The organism is Acinetobacter nematophilus, assembly GCF_026344175.1.
GTDB lineage: Bacteria > Pseudomonadota > Gammaproteobacteria > Pseudomonadales > Moraxellaceae > Acinetobacter > Acinetobacter nematophilus.
In genome coordinates, this window is sequence record NZ_JAPKMY010000011.1 from 87,523 (window position 1) to 103,928 (window position 16,406).

At 39.9% G+C, this 16,406-nt stretch carries 12 protein-coding genes and 8 tRNA genes; 7 read left to right on the forward strand and 13 right to left on the reverse strand.

Annotated elements, in window-relative coordinates:
* Positions 1-22 precede the first annotated feature (22 nt).
* Positions 23-472, reverse strand: coding sequence for an ABZJ_00895 family protein (locus OSH00_RS17355; RefSeq protein ID WP_266131471.1), 450 nt, complete (start codon positions 470-472; stop codon positions 23-25).
* 525 nt (positions 473-997) lie between these two features.
* Positions 998-2,203 (reverse strand): multidrug effflux MFS transporter, encoded by a 1,206-nt coding sequence (locus tag OSH00_RS17360; RefSeq protein ID WP_266131472.1) that lies wholly within the window; start codon positions 2,201-2,203, stop codon positions 998-1,000.
* Between the two features lie 147 nt (positions 2,204-2,350).
* Here OSH00_RS17360 and yccS point away from each other — a divergent pair, with 147 nt between their 5' ends.
* From yccS to OSH00_RS17380, 4 genes are all read left to right on the forward strand, one after another.
* Positions 2,351-4,525 carry a YccS family putative transporter gene (yccS, locus tag OSH00_RS17365; protein ID WP_266131473.1) on the forward strand — a complete coding sequence of 725 codons (2,175 nt, stop codon included), beginning with the start codon at positions 2,351-2,353 and terminating at the stop codon, positions 4,523-4,525.
* 99 nt (positions 4,526-4,624) lie between these two features.
* Complete coding sequence (locus tag OSH00_RS17370; protein ID WP_266131474.1) at positions 4,625-5,185, forward strand: SdpI family protein; 561 nt, start codon at positions 4,625-4,627, stop codon at positions 5,183-5,185.
* A 166-nt stretch (positions 5,186-5,351) separates the two neighbouring features.
* Entirely contained in the window at positions 5,352-7,964 is a 2,613-nt protein-coding gene (locus OSH00_RS17375; RefSeq protein ID WP_266131475.1) for a sulfite reductase flavoprotein subunit alpha, read from the forward strand.
* A 133-nt stretch (positions 7,965-8,097) separates the two neighbouring features.
* The gene (locus OSH00_RS17380; RefSeq protein WP_266131476.1) at positions 8,098-8,883 is read left to right on the forward strand and encodes a YdcF family protein; all 786 of its coding nucleotides are present in this window, start codon (positions 8,098-8,100) and stop codon (positions 8,881-8,883) included.
* Positions 8,884-8,912: 29 nt separating this feature from the next.
* Here OSH00_RS17380 and OSH00_RS17385 read toward each other — a convergent pair whose 3' ends face one another.
* The 10 genes from OSH00_RS17385 to OSH00_RS17430 form a co-directional block, all read right to left on the reverse strand.
* On the reverse strand, positions 8,913-9,380 hold the full coding sequence (locus OSH00_RS17385; protein ID WP_266131477.1) for a DUF2750 domain-containing protein: 468 nt from the start codon (positions 9,378-9,380) through the stop codon (positions 8,913-8,915).
* Between the two features lie 77 nt (positions 9,381-9,457).
* Positions 9,458-9,533 (reverse strand) — tRNA-Val (locus OSH00_RS17390).
* Positions 9,534-9,633: 100 nt separating this feature from the next.
* Positions 9,634-9,710 (reverse strand) — tRNA-Asp (locus OSH00_RS17395).
* 8 nt (positions 9,711-9,718) lie between these two features.
* A tRNA-Val gene (locus tag OSH00_RS17400) sits at positions 9,719-9,794 on the reverse strand.
* A 115-nt stretch (positions 9,795-9,909) separates the two neighbouring features.
* Positions 9,910-9,986 (reverse strand) — tRNA-Asp (locus OSH00_RS17405).
* 8 nt (positions 9,987-9,994) lie between these two features.
* Positions 9,995-10,070 (reverse strand) — tRNA-Val (locus OSH00_RS17410).
* A 76-nt stretch (positions 10,071-10,146) separates the two neighbouring features.
* Positions 10,147-10,223: transfer RNA gene (locus OSH00_RS17415), tRNA-Asp, on the reverse strand.
* 42 nt (positions 10,224-10,265) lie between these two features.
* A tRNA-Asp gene (locus OSH00_RS17420) sits at positions 10,266-10,342 on the reverse strand.
* A gap of 21 nt (positions 10,343-10,363) precedes the next feature.
* Positions 10,364-10,439: transfer RNA gene (locus OSH00_RS17425), tRNA-Val, on the reverse strand.
* 284 nt (positions 10,440-10,723) lie between these two features.
* The gene (locus OSH00_RS17430) at positions 10,724-11,116 is read right to left on the reverse strand and encodes a YbaN family protein (RefSeq protein WP_266131478.1); all 393 of its coding nucleotides are present in this window, start codon (positions 11,114-11,116) and stop codon (positions 10,724-10,726) included.
* A gap of 214 nt (positions 11,117-11,330) precedes the next feature.
* On the opposite strand from OSH00_RS17430, the gene OSH00_RS17435 reads away from it, so the two are divergent.
* The 3 genes from OSH00_RS17435 (at position 11,331) to dapE (ending at position 13,727) form a co-directional block, all read left to right on the forward strand.
* Positions 11,331-12,176, forward strand: a complete 846-nt coding sequence (locus OSH00_RS17435) for a DUF1853 family protein (protein WP_266131479.1) — start codon at positions 11,331-11,333, stop codon at positions 12,174-12,176.
* Positions 12,177-12,291: 115 nt separating this feature from the next.
* On the forward strand, positions 12,292-12,432 hold the full coding sequence (locus OSH00_RS17440; protein ID WP_004830144.1) for an entericidin A/B family lipoprotein: 141 nt from the start codon (positions 12,292-12,294) through the stop codon (positions 12,430-12,432).
* 161 nt (positions 12,433-12,593) lie between these two features.
* Positions 12,594-13,727 carry a succinyl-diaminopimelate desuccinylase gene (gene dapE, locus OSH00_RS17445; RefSeq protein ID WP_266131480.1) on the forward strand — a complete coding sequence of 378 codons (1,134 nt, stop codon included), beginning with the start codon at positions 12,594-12,596 and terminating at the stop codon, positions 13,725-13,727.
* Between the two features lie 399 nt (positions 13,728-14,126).
* On the opposite strand, the gene OSH00_RS17450 is transcribed toward dapE, so the two are convergent.
* Positions 14,127-16,310, reverse strand: a complete 2,184-nt coding sequence (locus OSH00_RS17450; protein WP_266131481.1) for a carboxy terminal-processing peptidase — start codon at positions 16,308-16,310, stop codon at positions 14,127-14,129.
* Between the last annotated feature and the right edge of the window lie 96 nt (positions 16,311-16,406).

The following is a 16,406-nucleotide window of genomic DNA, read 5'->3' on the forward strand; positions in this document are numbered from 1 at the left end:
CAAATATGACTGATGCTGGATTCTATTCTGCAAACATTTTTGCCGCCATTCGTTTTGCCTGCTTTCCGTAAAACCAATGGGTAATTAAATAAAGCGGAATGGCAAGCATGAGCAGCATAATAGTCATTGTGCTCAAAAATCGGATATTTTGCATATAGGCAAGGAATGTTTGCCAAATTTCAGGGTCGTTGCGGGAAAAAAACCAAACGCCTGCAAAAACACCCAATAAATTATAACTCCAGAAAATGAGCGTGAAACCTAAGGTTAAACTTCTACGTTCTTTATCAGTAGGTGCCCGACGTTGTTGTTTGAGAAAACGATGCAATACAATAATCATGGCAAGTAAATAAGGTATTGCTGTTAATCCACCTGCAATCTCATTGGGTAAAATTGCTGCCAATACACCCGCAATCATCGTGAACACTAAACAGAGTAGAAAAAACCAGAAAAAATATTTATTTAAAGAAACCATAGTGTCGACTTAAATTGCAATCGGAACCGCATTATAAATTTTTTTAGATTTTTTTTCATTTTCTTGTCAACCAATCTTAAACTGTTGTCGTTATATAAGTATAAGGTCTGCAGCAACCAAGTTTATTGCACGGCATCCGCAGTTAAATTTGGAGACCTTAACTCCCCCAGAGAGACTAAAAACTTATGCTTCTTCAAGATTTAGAATAGCAGCCTGAATCTTTATAAACGAAGTATTTTGGCCGACGATTTACTCATCACTCGAATCGTCGGCTTTTTGTTTTTTAATATTTGGTATTTTTCAATGCGTCATTTCTGAATAAGCGTAGTATTCTTATCAGTCGAACCAAGCATTGTTCTTTTATTGAACGCTGATCAATGGGTTAATTTACTTGATCTTAATATAGTCCAATCCAACTCAATCTTCATACTTCGTGCCTCGTATCGCCTCAAAAACACAGCGGGTCGCAAACGTCAACAGCCCCTATATTTGCTCTATGATTTTTCAACAGATTGACAATAAAGGCTACTTCAATCTAAGTTGTTGTGATACTTTTAAAATGGCTAAAAATCCAGCTACAGTAAAAGCCAACATCAATATTCCCATATTGAACAAATGATTCCAAACCAGAAAGTTCAGTACGACTCCACCCAGAAGACCACAGGCGAATTGCATACTGCCCATAATCGCACTGGCTGTACCTGCTCTAGAACCTTGTTCAGACATTGCTAATGCCATTGCATTGGGTCCTGTAAAACCAATTCCAGAAACGGTGAGGAATAAACCCAGCATTACAACGACCAAAGGCGCATGAAGCATTAAACCCGCTCCCACGATAATCAGTGCACCTGTGACCTGAATCAATCCCCCTAATGTTAAACGGTGGATCACTGAAAAGCGATTGGCTAAGCGCTTGTTGATTGAAGACAGTAAAATAATACCAAAAGCATTAAAACCAAAAGCAATTGCGAACTGTTGCTGTGTTAAATGATAGCCATCCATCAGTACCGCTGCCGCAGAACTGATATAACAAAATAGGGCAGCACCAGTAAAACAACCTGCCATCATTGGAAAGCGAAAACTTCGATCTTTAAAAATAGCAGCATATAAAATAAAAACCTGACTAAAATTCAATTGAAGTCTACGTGAAGGTGCCAAGGTTTCTTTAAATAAGAAATGAACACAGGCTAAACAGATCAAGCCAATGATAAATAAAGCAACAAATACAGCTTGCCAGTGAAAGAAATACAGAATTGCAGCACCTATTGACGGCGCGAGAATCGGCGCTATCCCCATCACAATCATCATGCTGGCAAACGCTTGAGCCGAGCCTTGCACATCGAGACGATCACGAATGGCGGCACGTGCCATGACCACACCAACGCAACCGCCCAGCGCCTGTAAAATTCGTGCGGCAATCAATGACCAATGATCAGGAGCTAACACACACAATAAGCTGGCAAAAGCGAACAGGGTCATACCAAAGTAAAGTGGTTTTTTACGACCGATGCGGTCGCTGATTGGGCCATAGATCAATTGCCCCACAGCCAAACCAAAGAAATATGCAGGTAAAGTATTGGCAACTTGCTGGGTGGAGACATTAAAATCTTGCGCCATTTGTGGGAGTGCTGGCAAATACATATCGATAGATAAAGGACCTAACGAGGTAAATAGCGCCAAAAGCATAATCCAACCTGTTGAATACTGTTGACCAGCGTTTTTTTCAGACATAGATCGTTTATAATTTCATACTAAATATTGCAATCAAGTTTACACTGTCCATTGTAAGATGTGTCACAAAGATCAGTGAAAAATCGGCTCAGCAATAAAACAATCACTCCCAGCAATAACACCGTATCGATTGAATAAGGACTTCCTTTGAACACATGGCTGTTAAAACTACGAAAAGCTACCTATAACACAAGTTTCATGTATAACTTGAGGATGATCATCGCCTTTACGGGCACTGCTTTTGTTCCTTATTTATTGGATCAACAGTTGATGACCATTCCATTGACCTTGGGTGTAGTTGCAGCCGGTTTGAGTGATATTGATGACCGCTTTTCAGTGCGAATCATGAATTTGATTTATACCTATATCGGATTTTTTATTACCGCTGCCTCAGTCAGTCTGCTGTTCCCCTATCCCGTACTTTTTGCCTTAGGCTTAATTGTTTCTTGTATTGGATGGATTTTACTGGGTTCTTTGGGAAGACGCTATGCCACCATTTCTTATGGTTGTTTAGTCGTTTCAGTTTATTCCATGCTTGGAGTTCATCTATTTGAACAATGGTATATTCAACCCAGCTTATTGGTTATTGGGGCAATTTGGTATGGTCTCATTTCCACCATCAGTTTTTTGCTCTTTCCAGTGCGCCAGGTTCAAGACAAACTGTCACAATGTTTTTCGTCGTTGGGCAATTTTCTTTTTTCCAAATCCAACTTATTTGATGTCGATATGACACCGACCAGCTATCAAGACAGCATGATTAGCCTGTCCATGGAAAATGGTCAACTGATTAGCATTTTTAATGACATGCGTACGGCATTGCTCACCCGTCTAAAAGGTGACCGAGGGCAACGTGATACACGACGTAGCTTACAATACTACTTTGTAGCACAAGATATTCATGAACGTGCAGATTCAGCGCATATTGACTATCAAAAACTGGCAAAAATGTTTGAACATAGTGACGTTTTATTTCGCTTTCAACGTATTTTGGCTTTACAGGGTAAAGCGTGCAAGGATTTAAGCGACAGCATTTTACATCGAACCACATATCAACATAATGCCCGCTTTGAACATGCCTTTAAAAATTTAAAACAGTCGCTAAACAAACTTAAAAAAGAAGAGCATTATGATCTCATCTGGATCAATTCATTATTCGCACTCTATCAAAATTTGAAATCGATTGATGCTCAATTGCAGAACCTAGAAACTGAACGTCATATTATAAATGATCAAAATAAAAACGTTGAACAACAACTGAAAGATGATGATTTAAAAGGCTGGGATGATATTGTCATCCGCATCAAACAAAATTTAACACCTGAATCAGTCTTATTCAGACATGCAATTCGGGTTTCTGTGGTTTTATTTATCGGTTACGTTTTTGTGCAATTAACCAATATCCAATATGGTTATTGGATCTTATTAACAGCACTCTTTGTCAGCCAACCAAACTTTAATGCCACCAAACGCCGCCTAAGATTACGCATCGTGGGAACACTCGGTGGAATTATATTAGGTTATGCGATCTTATTCTTTGTGCCCTCCATTGAAGGACAACTCTTGTTGCTCGTGATAAGTGGCGTGCTATTTTTCGACCTCCGCAGTAAACAATACGCCCAAGCAACAGCCTTTATTACCATCATGGCACTGATCAACTTTAACTTAGATGGGCTGGGCTTTGAAGCAGCTCTACCGCGTATGATCGATACGGTAATTGGATGTGCCTTAGCCTGGTTTGGGGTGAGCTTTATTTTTCCAGATTGGAGATTCCGTCGTTTGCCTAGAACCATTCAACGTTCTTTGGAAGCACAATGTAATTATCTGGCTGATGTGGTCACCCAGTATCATCAGGGGCGCAACAACAGTCTGAACTACCGTATTGTACGTCGAGCAGCTCACAACACAGATGCGGATGTTGCATCATTGATTTCAACTTTGGCAACAGAACCGGATTTCGATCAAAGTCAGAAAACATTGGCTTTTGAGTTTTTATGTTTGAATCATACCTTCCTCAGCTATATCGCGGCATTGGGTGCACACCGAGAAAAAATCCAGGATCAGCAGGTTTTAAATCTACTGGATCAAGCTTTGGACGATATTCGTGGTGCCTTGTTACGGGATGAAATGCCTGATTTAACAGCACATAATATGCTACAAGCAATTCGAACTCGCTTAGGTCAATCAGAAGCAGATGACTCTAAATCATTGATTATTCTTCAACAACTTTCATTAATGTTTAGTATTCTCAAACAACTGAGTAATCTCAAACAAAATTTAAGTCATGCCCGTGACGATCAATCTACAGAATTAGCTTCTTTATAAAAGAGCATAAAATTTGCCTAGATATTTGGTACAATAGGCGAACTAAATCTTGGGATTTAGTGCTAAACTCTGACTAGATTTACATACATTACTGACACTATGACTGCCAAGAACATTTACGCTTATACCTTACAACCAGTTCCATACGAAGTATCGGAAGCCGAACAACGTAGTGCTCAACTTGCGATTTGGCGCAGTACCAATAAAATTGGGACTAAAGCTTGGGCAATCATGGGTGTCGCTGTTGTCCTTTCCATTCTGGGTATTGCATTAATTAACAACTACTCCACCATTATCTTTTGGGTCATTCTTGCCTGTGTGGCGATATATCTTTTAGTACGAAAATTTGGGCTTGAATGGTATGTAAAACGTAAGATGAATGAGTTTCCAGTTCAAGAAATTAAAGGTGTCAAATTAGGTGTACAGCCAAGTGGTATCGTGATGCGCCAGCAAATGGGCGTACAAGAAGGGGTGGGTACAATTGGCTGGAAAGATGTTTATGAATGGTATAACACACCAGAATTTTTACTTGTGAATTTTAAAGTAAAAGGTCAGCAAGGTGCCTATATCTTACCTAAGCGTATGGACAGTAAAAATTTCCCATTCGAGACTTTGCGTAAACATCTTAAAGAAACAGTTGGCGAAGCAAAAACACTGTAAACGTTAAAGACTTCATAAAACCTCCATTGTTGGAGGTTTTTTTACATTTATGACGACTATTTTAATAAAAATGATAATGAGAATAAATATTATCTGCAAAATTCATTATCTCTCCTAGATATTCAGCTATAATCTATAATCAAACAATTCTTCACTTTCCATCACCATGTTTAAAAAGACTTTTTTCCAAATACACTGGTTTTTAGGCATTACAGCGGGCTTGATCCTTTCGATTATGGGGGTTACTGGTGCGATCTACTCTTATGAACAACCGATTCAAAGATGGTTAAATTCAGACAGTTATACTGTAAAAGTTGAAAATCATGCGAAATTAACCCCTGCCGAGATTTATCAACACTTTCAAGTTCAAAATCCTGAAATGAAGATCAACAGTATTACTGTCGCCAAAGCGCCTGAAGAAGCGTCAAATATTAATATTGTTAAAGAAGGTGCACGTAGAGGGTATACCATGATGGTCAATCCCTATACGGCAGAAATCCTGCCTGAAGTTAGAGGCAAAGATTTTTTTCAATTTATACAACAACTGCACCGCAATCTTACAGTAGGTGAAGTCGGTAAACAGATTACTGGTGCAAGTACCTTGATGCTTATCTTCTTTGTACTCAGCGGTTTATATCTTCGTTGGCCAAAAAAACATTCTTTTAAACAGTGGTTTGCATTAAAACCTAAACTCAAAGGTCGCAATTTCCTTTGGGATTTACATGCAGTGGTCGGAACTTGGGTGGTTATTTTCTATTTACTTTTAGCATGTACAGGACTGTATTGGTCATATGACTGGTGGCGTGATGGCATGTTTAAGGTGATGGGTGTTGAAAGACCTCAACCCGAAATGCAAGGACCTCGCATGGGGGAAGGAAAAGAGCGTCAAGGCAATGCCACACAATTGCAACAAGGACGTGATCAGCATCTACGTAATGGATCACGAGAAGCAAAAGAAGAACTCAAACCTGAACAGATCCAAAAAGTTCTGACACAGACATGGAATGGCTTTAATTCACAAATCAAACGAGATTACTCGACGCTGACGATTTCGATTCCGAAAAAAGCCAATGGTAAAGTAGAACTCACATTTGTTGATGCAATTCCGCAGCATGAGCGTGCACGAAACAAAGCGATTTATGATTATCAAAATGCTCAAATTGAAAAAATTGATTTATATGAAGTTAAACCGTTGAATGAAAAAATCATGAGCAGTATGTTACCTGTTCATCGCGGTAGCTTTTTTGGTCCAGTATTCCAATTTATTATTATGCTTGCCGCTTTGGCGATGCCATTGTTCTTTATTACAGGATGGATGCTCTATTTAAAACGTCGTAAACAAAAGAAATTAACCCTTGCGGCGAAACAGTCTGGTTCAGCAATTCAAATTGATCCCAATGCAACACCATGGTTAATTGCTTATGCTTCACAGACAGGTGTATCTGAACAATTGGCATGGCGCACTTCTATCAGCCTGCAAGAAGCACATCAACCCACTACTGTAAAATCTGTTCAACAGCTTTCTGAAGAAGATTTAAAACAAGCGAAGCAAGTTTTATGGATTGCCAGTACTTATGGGACTGGTGAAGCACCTGATCTAGCATCGCATTTTGAGAAGAAGTTAATGAGCAAATCACTAGACCTGTCTCATCTCAAATATGCGGTTTTAGCCTTAGGCTCACAAGACTATCCAGAAACTTACTGTAGCTTTGGTCATCGTATTGACCAGTGGTTACAACAATCTGGAGCTCAGCAATTATTTAGAACCCTTGAAGTCAATAATGGCAGCAATAGCGACATTCAACAATGGAATAAGGCTTTGACACAAGCCACCAAACTTGACCTGCAAACCATGTCGATTGATAAAGTTTTTGATCAGTGGCATTTGAGCAAACGAGAATTACTCAATCCAGACAGCTTAGGTGCACCTGCATTCAATATTGAACTCCATACCTGTCATGAAACAATATGGCAAGCGGGTGATATCGCTGAAGTTCAAACGGGAAACAGCCCAGAACGTATTCAAAAATTTTTGGATAAATATCAAATTGATCCCGATACACCAGTCGATTCACACGAACAACAGCCGATTAAAAATATTCTTTGGGATCGAGATTTAACTGTTGAAGTTGAACCTTTTGCCAACATGGAACATTTACTTGAACAGTTAGCAACTTTGCCTACTCGGGAATACTCGATTGCCAGTATTCCAAGTCAACAAGTATTACGCTTGGTGGTTCGTCAACAACGTGATGCTCAGGGTGAACTTGGTTTAGGCTCAGGCTGGTTGACCTCACACTTAAAATTGCGTGACAAAGTTGCGTTAAGAATTCGCAATAATGATTCATTCCATTTAATCACGGATAATCGCCCGATTATCTGTATTGGGAATGGGACAGGGATTGCTGGTTTAATGAGTTTAATCCATGCCCGTGTTCGTCTGGACTATACGGAAAACTGGTTAATTTTTGGTGAACGTCAGCAAGCACATGATTTCTTCTTTAAGGACACCATTCAAGCTTGGCAAAATACAGCAATGTTACAACGGATCGACTTGGCTTTTTCCCGTGATCAAGCAGAAAAAGTCTATGTTTACCATAAACTACGTGATCATGCTGATGAAGTTCGTAAATGGATTGCAAATGATGCTGTGATCTATGTCTGCGGAAGCATTCAAGGAATGGCAAGCGATGTTGATCAAGCTTTGATTGATATTCTAGGACAAGATACAGTTGAACAGTTACGCTTAGATGGGCGGTATCGACGTGATGTTTACTAAGCTGAACATAAGGTCTAAACCATCCTAAATAAGCCAATAAGACCGAGCAAAATTGCTCGGTTTTATTTTCACTACCCCTCATTGCCTGAGATCGTTTACAATCAATGTTGGATGACATTAATTCTCATAGACCATGAACAAAAATAAATTATTGCGTTTGAGCCTATTCATTATTGGGGGGGTATTATTTCTTGATGGCTTTATTTTGCTACTGTATAAAAAGATTCATTTAGGCACACTCCTCCCCTTATTGATTGGTGTGGTCTTTATCTGCACCAGCATCTGGGGAAAAGCAATTCAACAATACCTGGCACGACATTCCAAACTTAAAAAACTTTGGCGCCTCGGTTGGTCTCTGTTTGGGATTTGGCTGATCAGCCTCATTGGCTTTTTTGCTTACATCCAAGTTAACACCCAGCACAATCATATTGAAAATGGTTTAGATGCAATTATCGTTTTAGGCAGTGGAATAATACAAGGTAAGGCTTCTCCCACACTTGCCAAGCGCTTGGATCGAGCAGGTAATATTGCAGAACAACAACCACAGGCATGGATTATTGTCAGTGGAGGGAAAGATTTTGGTGAGATTAAAACTGAGGCTGAAATCATGTCAAAGTACTTAGAAGAAAATTATAAGATTCAATCCAATAGAATTCTTCAAGAAAATAAAAGTACCAGTACAGATTTAAACCTCAAGAACAGCCAAGCCCTTTTGCAGCAGCATGATGTGTCTTTAAATTCAAAAATTGCGATCGTCACCAGTGATTTCCATACCTTACGTGCAGCAGCAATCGCAAAAAAGCAAGGTTATCGCAACTTTATGACTATCGGTGCTGAAACACCCCTGAGCACCCGATATAACGCATGGTTAAGAGAATATTTTGCATATATCAGCGGTTGGGTACTTGGAGAATATTAAACTGAATATAACTCCATTCAACCCATCCCTCAAGGATGTATCCGAATCTTGCGTGGTAAAGGGAGACGGGTTTGGTCTTGAAAAAGCTCAGGTTGAGCTGTATAAAGCTGATATAAATAGCTTTTTATGTCCAGTAAGAACTTACGTCCTGAAATCAAAATATTCTGCCCTTCAGGGGTTAAATTGATTGACAGTAAAGTATCATTCTGTTGAATGAAAGGAATCATTTGCTCGATAAAAGAAATAAAATTGATTTCCTGAACATTGAAACGACACCAGTTGTCTTTGACCAATAACTGCGCCAAACTTCTACTTTGCCATACCGCTACAGCTTGTTGTCCTGTAGGGGTTGCACATAAAGCCCAACCGTCATCATAAAGTGCAAAAACTTTAGCTTCAGACACTATTTTTTCGACAAATGCTTTGTATTGATCTGTAGCTTGAGCAGTATTTTTCTGTACTGAAGACGCAGCCTTGCGTTGATATGGATTTCGCATAAGATACTTATTTTTAAAATAATTATATAGCTATTCTACACAAACTTTTAAAATAAATAAATAGAATAAAGGAAATTTGGTGGGCGCTGACGGGATCGAACCGCCGACATTCTGCTTGTAAGGCAGACGCTCTACCAACTGAGCTAAGCGCCCTGATGAGAATAAACAATATTGCATTGCTTAAACTGAATGAGATGTAAAAAGAACAATCATTTTACATTTACATATCTTAATCTCAGGATATCAAGATAAATGGCGCAGCGGACGGGACTCGAACCCGCGACCCTCGGCGTGACAGGCCGATATTCTAACCAACTGAACTACCGCTGCACTGTATATGGTGGGCGCTGACGGGATCGAACCGCCGACATTCTGCTTGTAAGGCAGACGCTCTACCAACTGAGCTAAGCGCCCTGAGTGAGGATCAACAGAGATCACCCTGTTTAAACTTCAATAATGATGAATTGAACAAACGAAAGCGTTATATCTAAACATCTCCATTTATCTTCATCTCAGGAATCAAGATAAATGGCGCAGCGGACGGGACTCGAACCCGCGACCCTCGGCGTGACAGGCCGATATTCTAACCAACTGAACTACCGCTGCGTTTTATATGGTGGGCGCTGACGGGATCGAACCGCCGACATTCTGCTTGTAAGGCAGACGCTCTACCAACTGAGCTAAGCGCCCTAAACGAGTCAATAAACAAAAAACTTATTTAAACTCTGATTAGGTCATTAAACCTGTTCACAATTTTTCTGTAAAGTGGCGCAGCGGACGGGACTCGAACCCGCGACCCTCGGCGTGACAGGCCGATATTCTAACCAACTGAACTACCGCTGCACTTTAACATATTATTGCTATACAAACGATTCTTGAATTTAATGGCGCAGCGGACGGGACTCGAACCCGCGACCCTCGGCGTGACAGGCCGATATTCTAACCAACTGAACTACCGCTGCACTAAATTCAACGTTAAAGCTTGGTGGGCGCTGACGGGATCGAACCGCCGACATTCTGCTTGTAAGGCAGACGCTCTACCAACTGAGCTAAGCGCCCTAACGACTTCATCGTTTGTGAGGTGCATTATAGAGAATCTTTACTGTGTGTCAAACGCTTTTCTCTATGTTTTAAGTATTTTAGGCGTGAGTGATTAAAAAATAGATCATTTTAATTTAATTTATTCTTTTTTGTTTATTATTTATCTATTTATCAAATATCCATTCCACTGCTTTTATTCTCTTTCATTCGTAAGTTAAGTCATATTTGTGCTATTACAGCTTAATTATCTAGCGGCTTAAAAACTCTTTGCAGATGGTTGAACATATTTAAAATCTGTCCAATCACGGCTGATCCTGTTGTGTACCCGTTGCGACAGAACTGGGTTCTGGACGCAACCACAACCAGACTGCAACAATAAACATGGTGAGATCAGTGAAAATTTTGACGGCCAAAGGTGCATTGGTAAAGAGCATAATAATCCCACTGATCAGCATCATGATACTGGCAATCCATTTTGCTTTACGAGGGACAGTACCATTTTCTCGCCATGCTCGAAGAGTTACGCCATATTTAGGATGATTCATTAACCACGCATCAACCTGAGGCCAACCTTTTGAGGCTGCCCATGCAGCTAAAATAAGAAAAACTGTGGTTGGCATTCCAGGTAATAATGCGCCTATAAATCCAAGTACAATAAACAGCACCACCAATGTTCGCCAAAACAAAATTTTCATAGCTTCACTCAACCTACGCACAGCCCAGTATACCGTTCAATTGATATACGCTGTATATTTTCAAACGATACTGCTCATTTTATTTTAGAATCATGTTGTTCATTATTTTCGATACTCAGCAAATTAAACTTGCATCTTGATCATCTTGTTTGCTTGAATTACCGCTTTACCCTCTCTTTCTTTATTCCTGAGTTTCGAGCTGAGATGTAATGCAATGACAGATTATTTTGAGCCTTGGTTGAAATATCATCACCCAATTGTCCGTCAATTGGCTTTTTGCATTGCCAGTCCAAATATTATTCAAACGCTCCCTGACGAATTGCAGATTCACCATCATTTTGAATTACATAATACTGAGTTTTGGCAACAACAATTCTTCGCCTATAAATCCCGCCTAGACGACTTGGATCAAAATCCAGCCGCATTAATTGAATTTGTACAACAACTCAAAAGTACGCGTTTAGGTTTACGTTTTGAATATTTATTCTGGTTTTGGCTACAAGATGAAGCCAACTCACATTACCAGCTGATTCAACACAGTATTCAAATCATTGAAGGTAAACACACCAAAGGAGAAATTGATTTTTTAGTGTTGAATCGTATAACCCATCAAACTGAACATTGGGAAGTTGCTTTAAAATACTATTTAGGTGAAGGAGATTTACATTTAGCCCGTTGGTATGGCTTAAATCGTAGTGATACTTTATTCCGCAAACTAAATCATTTCTCTGAAAAACAATTTCAATTTAGTCAGGTTTTAGATCGAAACATCGAAAAAAAATGGGCTGTGCTCAAAGGACAATTGTATATCCCCTGTTTTAGAGATGCGGCCCCGCTTCCCTTCTGGATGAATCCTCAACGTAGGTTGGGGCAATGGGGATACCACTTGAAGAAAGATTTATATCGCTTACAGCGCCATGAATGGATTTGTCCAGATTTGAAGCAAAGTTCAACAACCGCAAAATGGTGGTGTAATGGCTTATACCATGATCGTCAGACCCAGCAATTCTATATGTATCGTCAAGCACCTTTATTATTTTCTCTTGACATTAATGTTTAATTATTCACGTTTTCTATACAGTGTTTTACGAATACACTCATAAAAGCATAACGATATATTTCAAATAATTTCGTATAGTATAAATGTAATTAACGCGTGAAACACGGAGATAGTAATGAAAAAAATTTTAGCAGTTTCAATGTTATTCGCTTTTGTTTTGTCTGGCTGTAACACTTTTAAAGGTGTTGGTAAGGATGTGTCCAAAGCGGGGGATGCGGTTACGAATTCTGCAGAAAAAGTTGAAAATAAGATGTAATTCAACACCATCAAAATTTGATTTTTGGAAAGCCTTATCTGCCACAGATAAGGCTTTTTCATGCATATTTAAAAGCTTTTGGACTTTCTCCAATTTTGGGTTTTCATTCAGTTTTATCTTCCTCTATTATATTGTTCAATTTTCTTACTTGATCAATGTCCATGAATCGTTCGGATACCTTAGAACTCAGTTTACAACTTCTTCGTCAGCCCTCGGTGACACCTGTCGATCATAATTGCCAAAACATCATGGCTGATCGCTTATCTGCAATTGGATTTAATATTGAAAATATGCGTTTTGAAGATGTAGACAATCTTTGGGCAAGACGTGGAACCAGCTCACCTGTTTTCTGCTTTGCTGGTCATACAGATGTTGTACCCACTGGTCATTTGGATGCATGGCTATCAGATCCATTTTTACCGGAAATCCGTGACGGCAAGCTTTATGGTCGTGGTAGCGCTGACATGAAAACAGCTTTGGCAGCCATGGTGGTGGCCTCTGAACGTTTTGTTAAAAATCACCCTGACCATAAAGGATCTATTGCATTTTTGATTACCTCTGATGAAGAAGGTCCATCGATCAATGGTACAGTCAAAGTCGTTGAAACATTAGAAGCCCGTAATGAAAAAATGACCTGGTGTCTGGTTGGTGAACCTTCAAGCACCTCCAGCCTTGGCGATATCGTTAAAAATGGACGTCGTGGTTCATTGAATGCAGTCTTGACGGTAAAAGGCAAACAAGGTCATGTTGCCTATCCCCATCTGGCAATTAATCCGATTCATACCGCATCTAAAGCCCTAGCAGAACTTTGTGATACTGTTTGGGACAATGGCAATGAATACTTCCCAGCAACTTCTTTCCAAGTGTCTAATATTCAATCAGGCACAGGCGCAACCAATGTTGTTCCAGGCACAATGACGGTGACCTTTAATTTCCGTTATTCTACTGAAGTAACAGCGGATCAACTCAAAACCCGCGTCGTGGAGATACTCGATCGCCATCAAGTGAACTATGATATTGAATGGACACTCTCAGGCTTACCATTTTTGACTCCTGTAGGTGAATTGGTGAATGCTGCGCGTACTGCAATTAAAAACGTCACAGGTACCGATACTGAACTTTCAACCAGTGGGGGTACTTCTGATGGACGTTTTATCGCTCCTACGGGTGCACAAGTGCTTGAATTGGGCGTACTCAATGCAACCATCCACCAAATTAATGAACACGTAAATATTGATGAACTCGAGCCTTTGGCTGAAATTTATGAACAAATCCTGGTTGAATTGCTGGCTTAATGCTTTCAGACTTTTTTGATCAATAGTTTAAACCGTTTCAGCCTGTAATAGGATGGTACACGCAGATTACAGGATCATTCATTGGACATGATCGGTGAAGTTTGATGATTTGATTCACGTATCGATCATCATTGGGACTCTGAAAAAAGCATCTAAGCTAAAGCATAAAGTTAATCAAAATAGAATAACTCGAGATTGCTGATATGGCAGACTTTCATTCCATAAGGTAACAGACGAAATTAAACCAGTAACAGAGCCATAAAATCCGGTCAAAAGAACGCCCAATCAACTTGATTGGGCGTTTATATCAATACCTATCAACCTATATTTCGCTTCTTTCGAGTACTGCCTAAAACACACATGATGGTAAACATAGACGAACGTCAACGTTCCCCATCACTATTTACTTTTTAAATGTGACATATCAAGCAACACATGAGCAGCCTCATTCACAAAAGTCTCTTCCTCTGGCAACGCCGGACGTTGATTTGCTTTCATTTTTGCTCTGGACTCTGCTAACGCATCCAAACTGGCTTGATAACTTTCCCAATTCGAATAAGGTTTCAAGCCTGTAGCAGCACGACGTTTGTTTTCGGCCGCTAAAGTTTTCATTTCAAGCGCAATCAATTCTGCTTTACGTTTATCAATATCCAAAGAAATACGTTTTTGATCTTTAGTTTCCTGAGCAATTGCCTTACGTGTTTCCAGATATTGGAATTGAGGATCTTGACTTACACGCACCTTGGATTTTTGATCTAGTTGTGCAACATAAGGTTGAATTGAACCTTCACGCTTAAATGGTGCAGTTGGAATGGTATCCCATTTTAAAGCATTCTTTGCTTTACGCTCACCAAACTCTTCATCGTAGATATCAACCAGCTTAATGTCAGGAATTACACCTTTATTTTGCGTACTTCCCCCCGTCACACGGTAGAACTTGCGTTGCGTCAATGTTGCTTGACCATAAGCCAAACTATCCAACTGAACTTGTGCTGTTCCTTTACCTGTTGTGGTACTTCCCAGAATAACGGCGCGATCATAATCCTGAAGTGCAGCAGAATAAATTTCACTTGCAGATGCAGACGCGAGATTAACAAGTACAGCCAAAGGTCCCGCATAAGTTTGCGCACCACCATCCGTATCTTCAAACACACTGACATTGCCGTTGCCATCACGAATTTGTACGACAGGTCCTTCTTTAATCACCTGTCCAATCATTTTGGCAACTTCTTCTAGAGAACCGCCTGGATTATTACGCAAATCAATGATTATACCTTCAACATTTTGTGCAGCCAGTGCTTTTAATGCTTTGTTGGTATCTTCGGATACAGAGCGATATTCTGTACCTGCACGACGAGCACGGTAGTTCAAATAGAATGATGGAATTTCCAATACACCGAACTTGTGCTTTTGCCCATCACGACTGATTTCTACTGTTCGTGAACGTACTCCTGCATCTTCTTCCTGGATAACATCACGAGTAATGGTGACAACACGTGCTTGACTCATAGAGGCGCCAGCACCAAGTAACTTCACTGAAACTTTGGTTCCACGTTTACCACGGATCAATCCCACGATTTCAGAGCTTGGCCAACCAATAACATCGACCATTTTTTCACCATCTTGGGCAACACCAATAATTCGGTCACCCGACTTCACTTGCCCTGTTTTACTTGCAGGCCCACCATCAACGATCGTTTCAATCTTGGTGTAATCCTCATTACCACGCTCTGGACGAATCGATACACCAATCCCCTCCAATTGCAGGGTAGTTTGGCGATTCAACTCCATTGCATCAACAGGTGGGAAATAATTACTATGAGGGTCATAGGTCAATGTCATTGCATTGAGGATACGTTCAAGAACATCATCGCTCTTGGTTCGACTGATTCGTTCCAATTGACGTGTATAACGTTTCGTTAAAGTCTGAACAGGTGTTAGATCTTCAGATGCCGCTAAATCTTGCCCATTGGCAAGCGTTGGATCGTCTTTCAATGCTTTCTGTTTGGCTTGATCTTCTTGCTTGGCAATCGTGAGATTAATCAACTGCGAAACCAGCATTTTGCGCCAATAATTCTGTAATTCAGCTTTGCTACCAAAAAATGCGGCTTTTTCACGATCTGTATCGATAAATTCATTCGGCTGATTTAAGTTTTGTGGTTTTTTAAGCTCAGCCAATTCAAATTCATAAAATTCTTTTAAACGTGTTCGATAATGTGCATGAATTGCAAACGGTCCAGACAAATCGCCCGCTTTGAGTTTCGCACCAAGCGTTGCACCATATTGTTTTTTATATTGCTCAATTTCTGAAGCTAAAAATAACGTGTGTTCAGGATCAAGGCTGTCAATATACATATCTAGAATACGATTGGATGTATTGGCATCTAAGCGCATATTTAAATAATGCTGACGATCAATTAATGTTGCCAGTTGACGAGTCACAAGCGCTTGTTCTTGTGAAGGATGGATCGATTGAGCAACGTTTGTAGCATTGGTTTCCGCCATTGCTTGATTGATGGTATGTGTGAAGAACAAACCACCTGTTGCAAGTGCGATAGCGCAAGCGAGAGTTTGAATTTTCATAAATTCTTAATATTTCCTTGGGTTTTCCAATTTCTCTATCGTTTTTCAATCTGAACTCAACAGTTTCAACATCTTAAACGACTTTATCTGTGTATG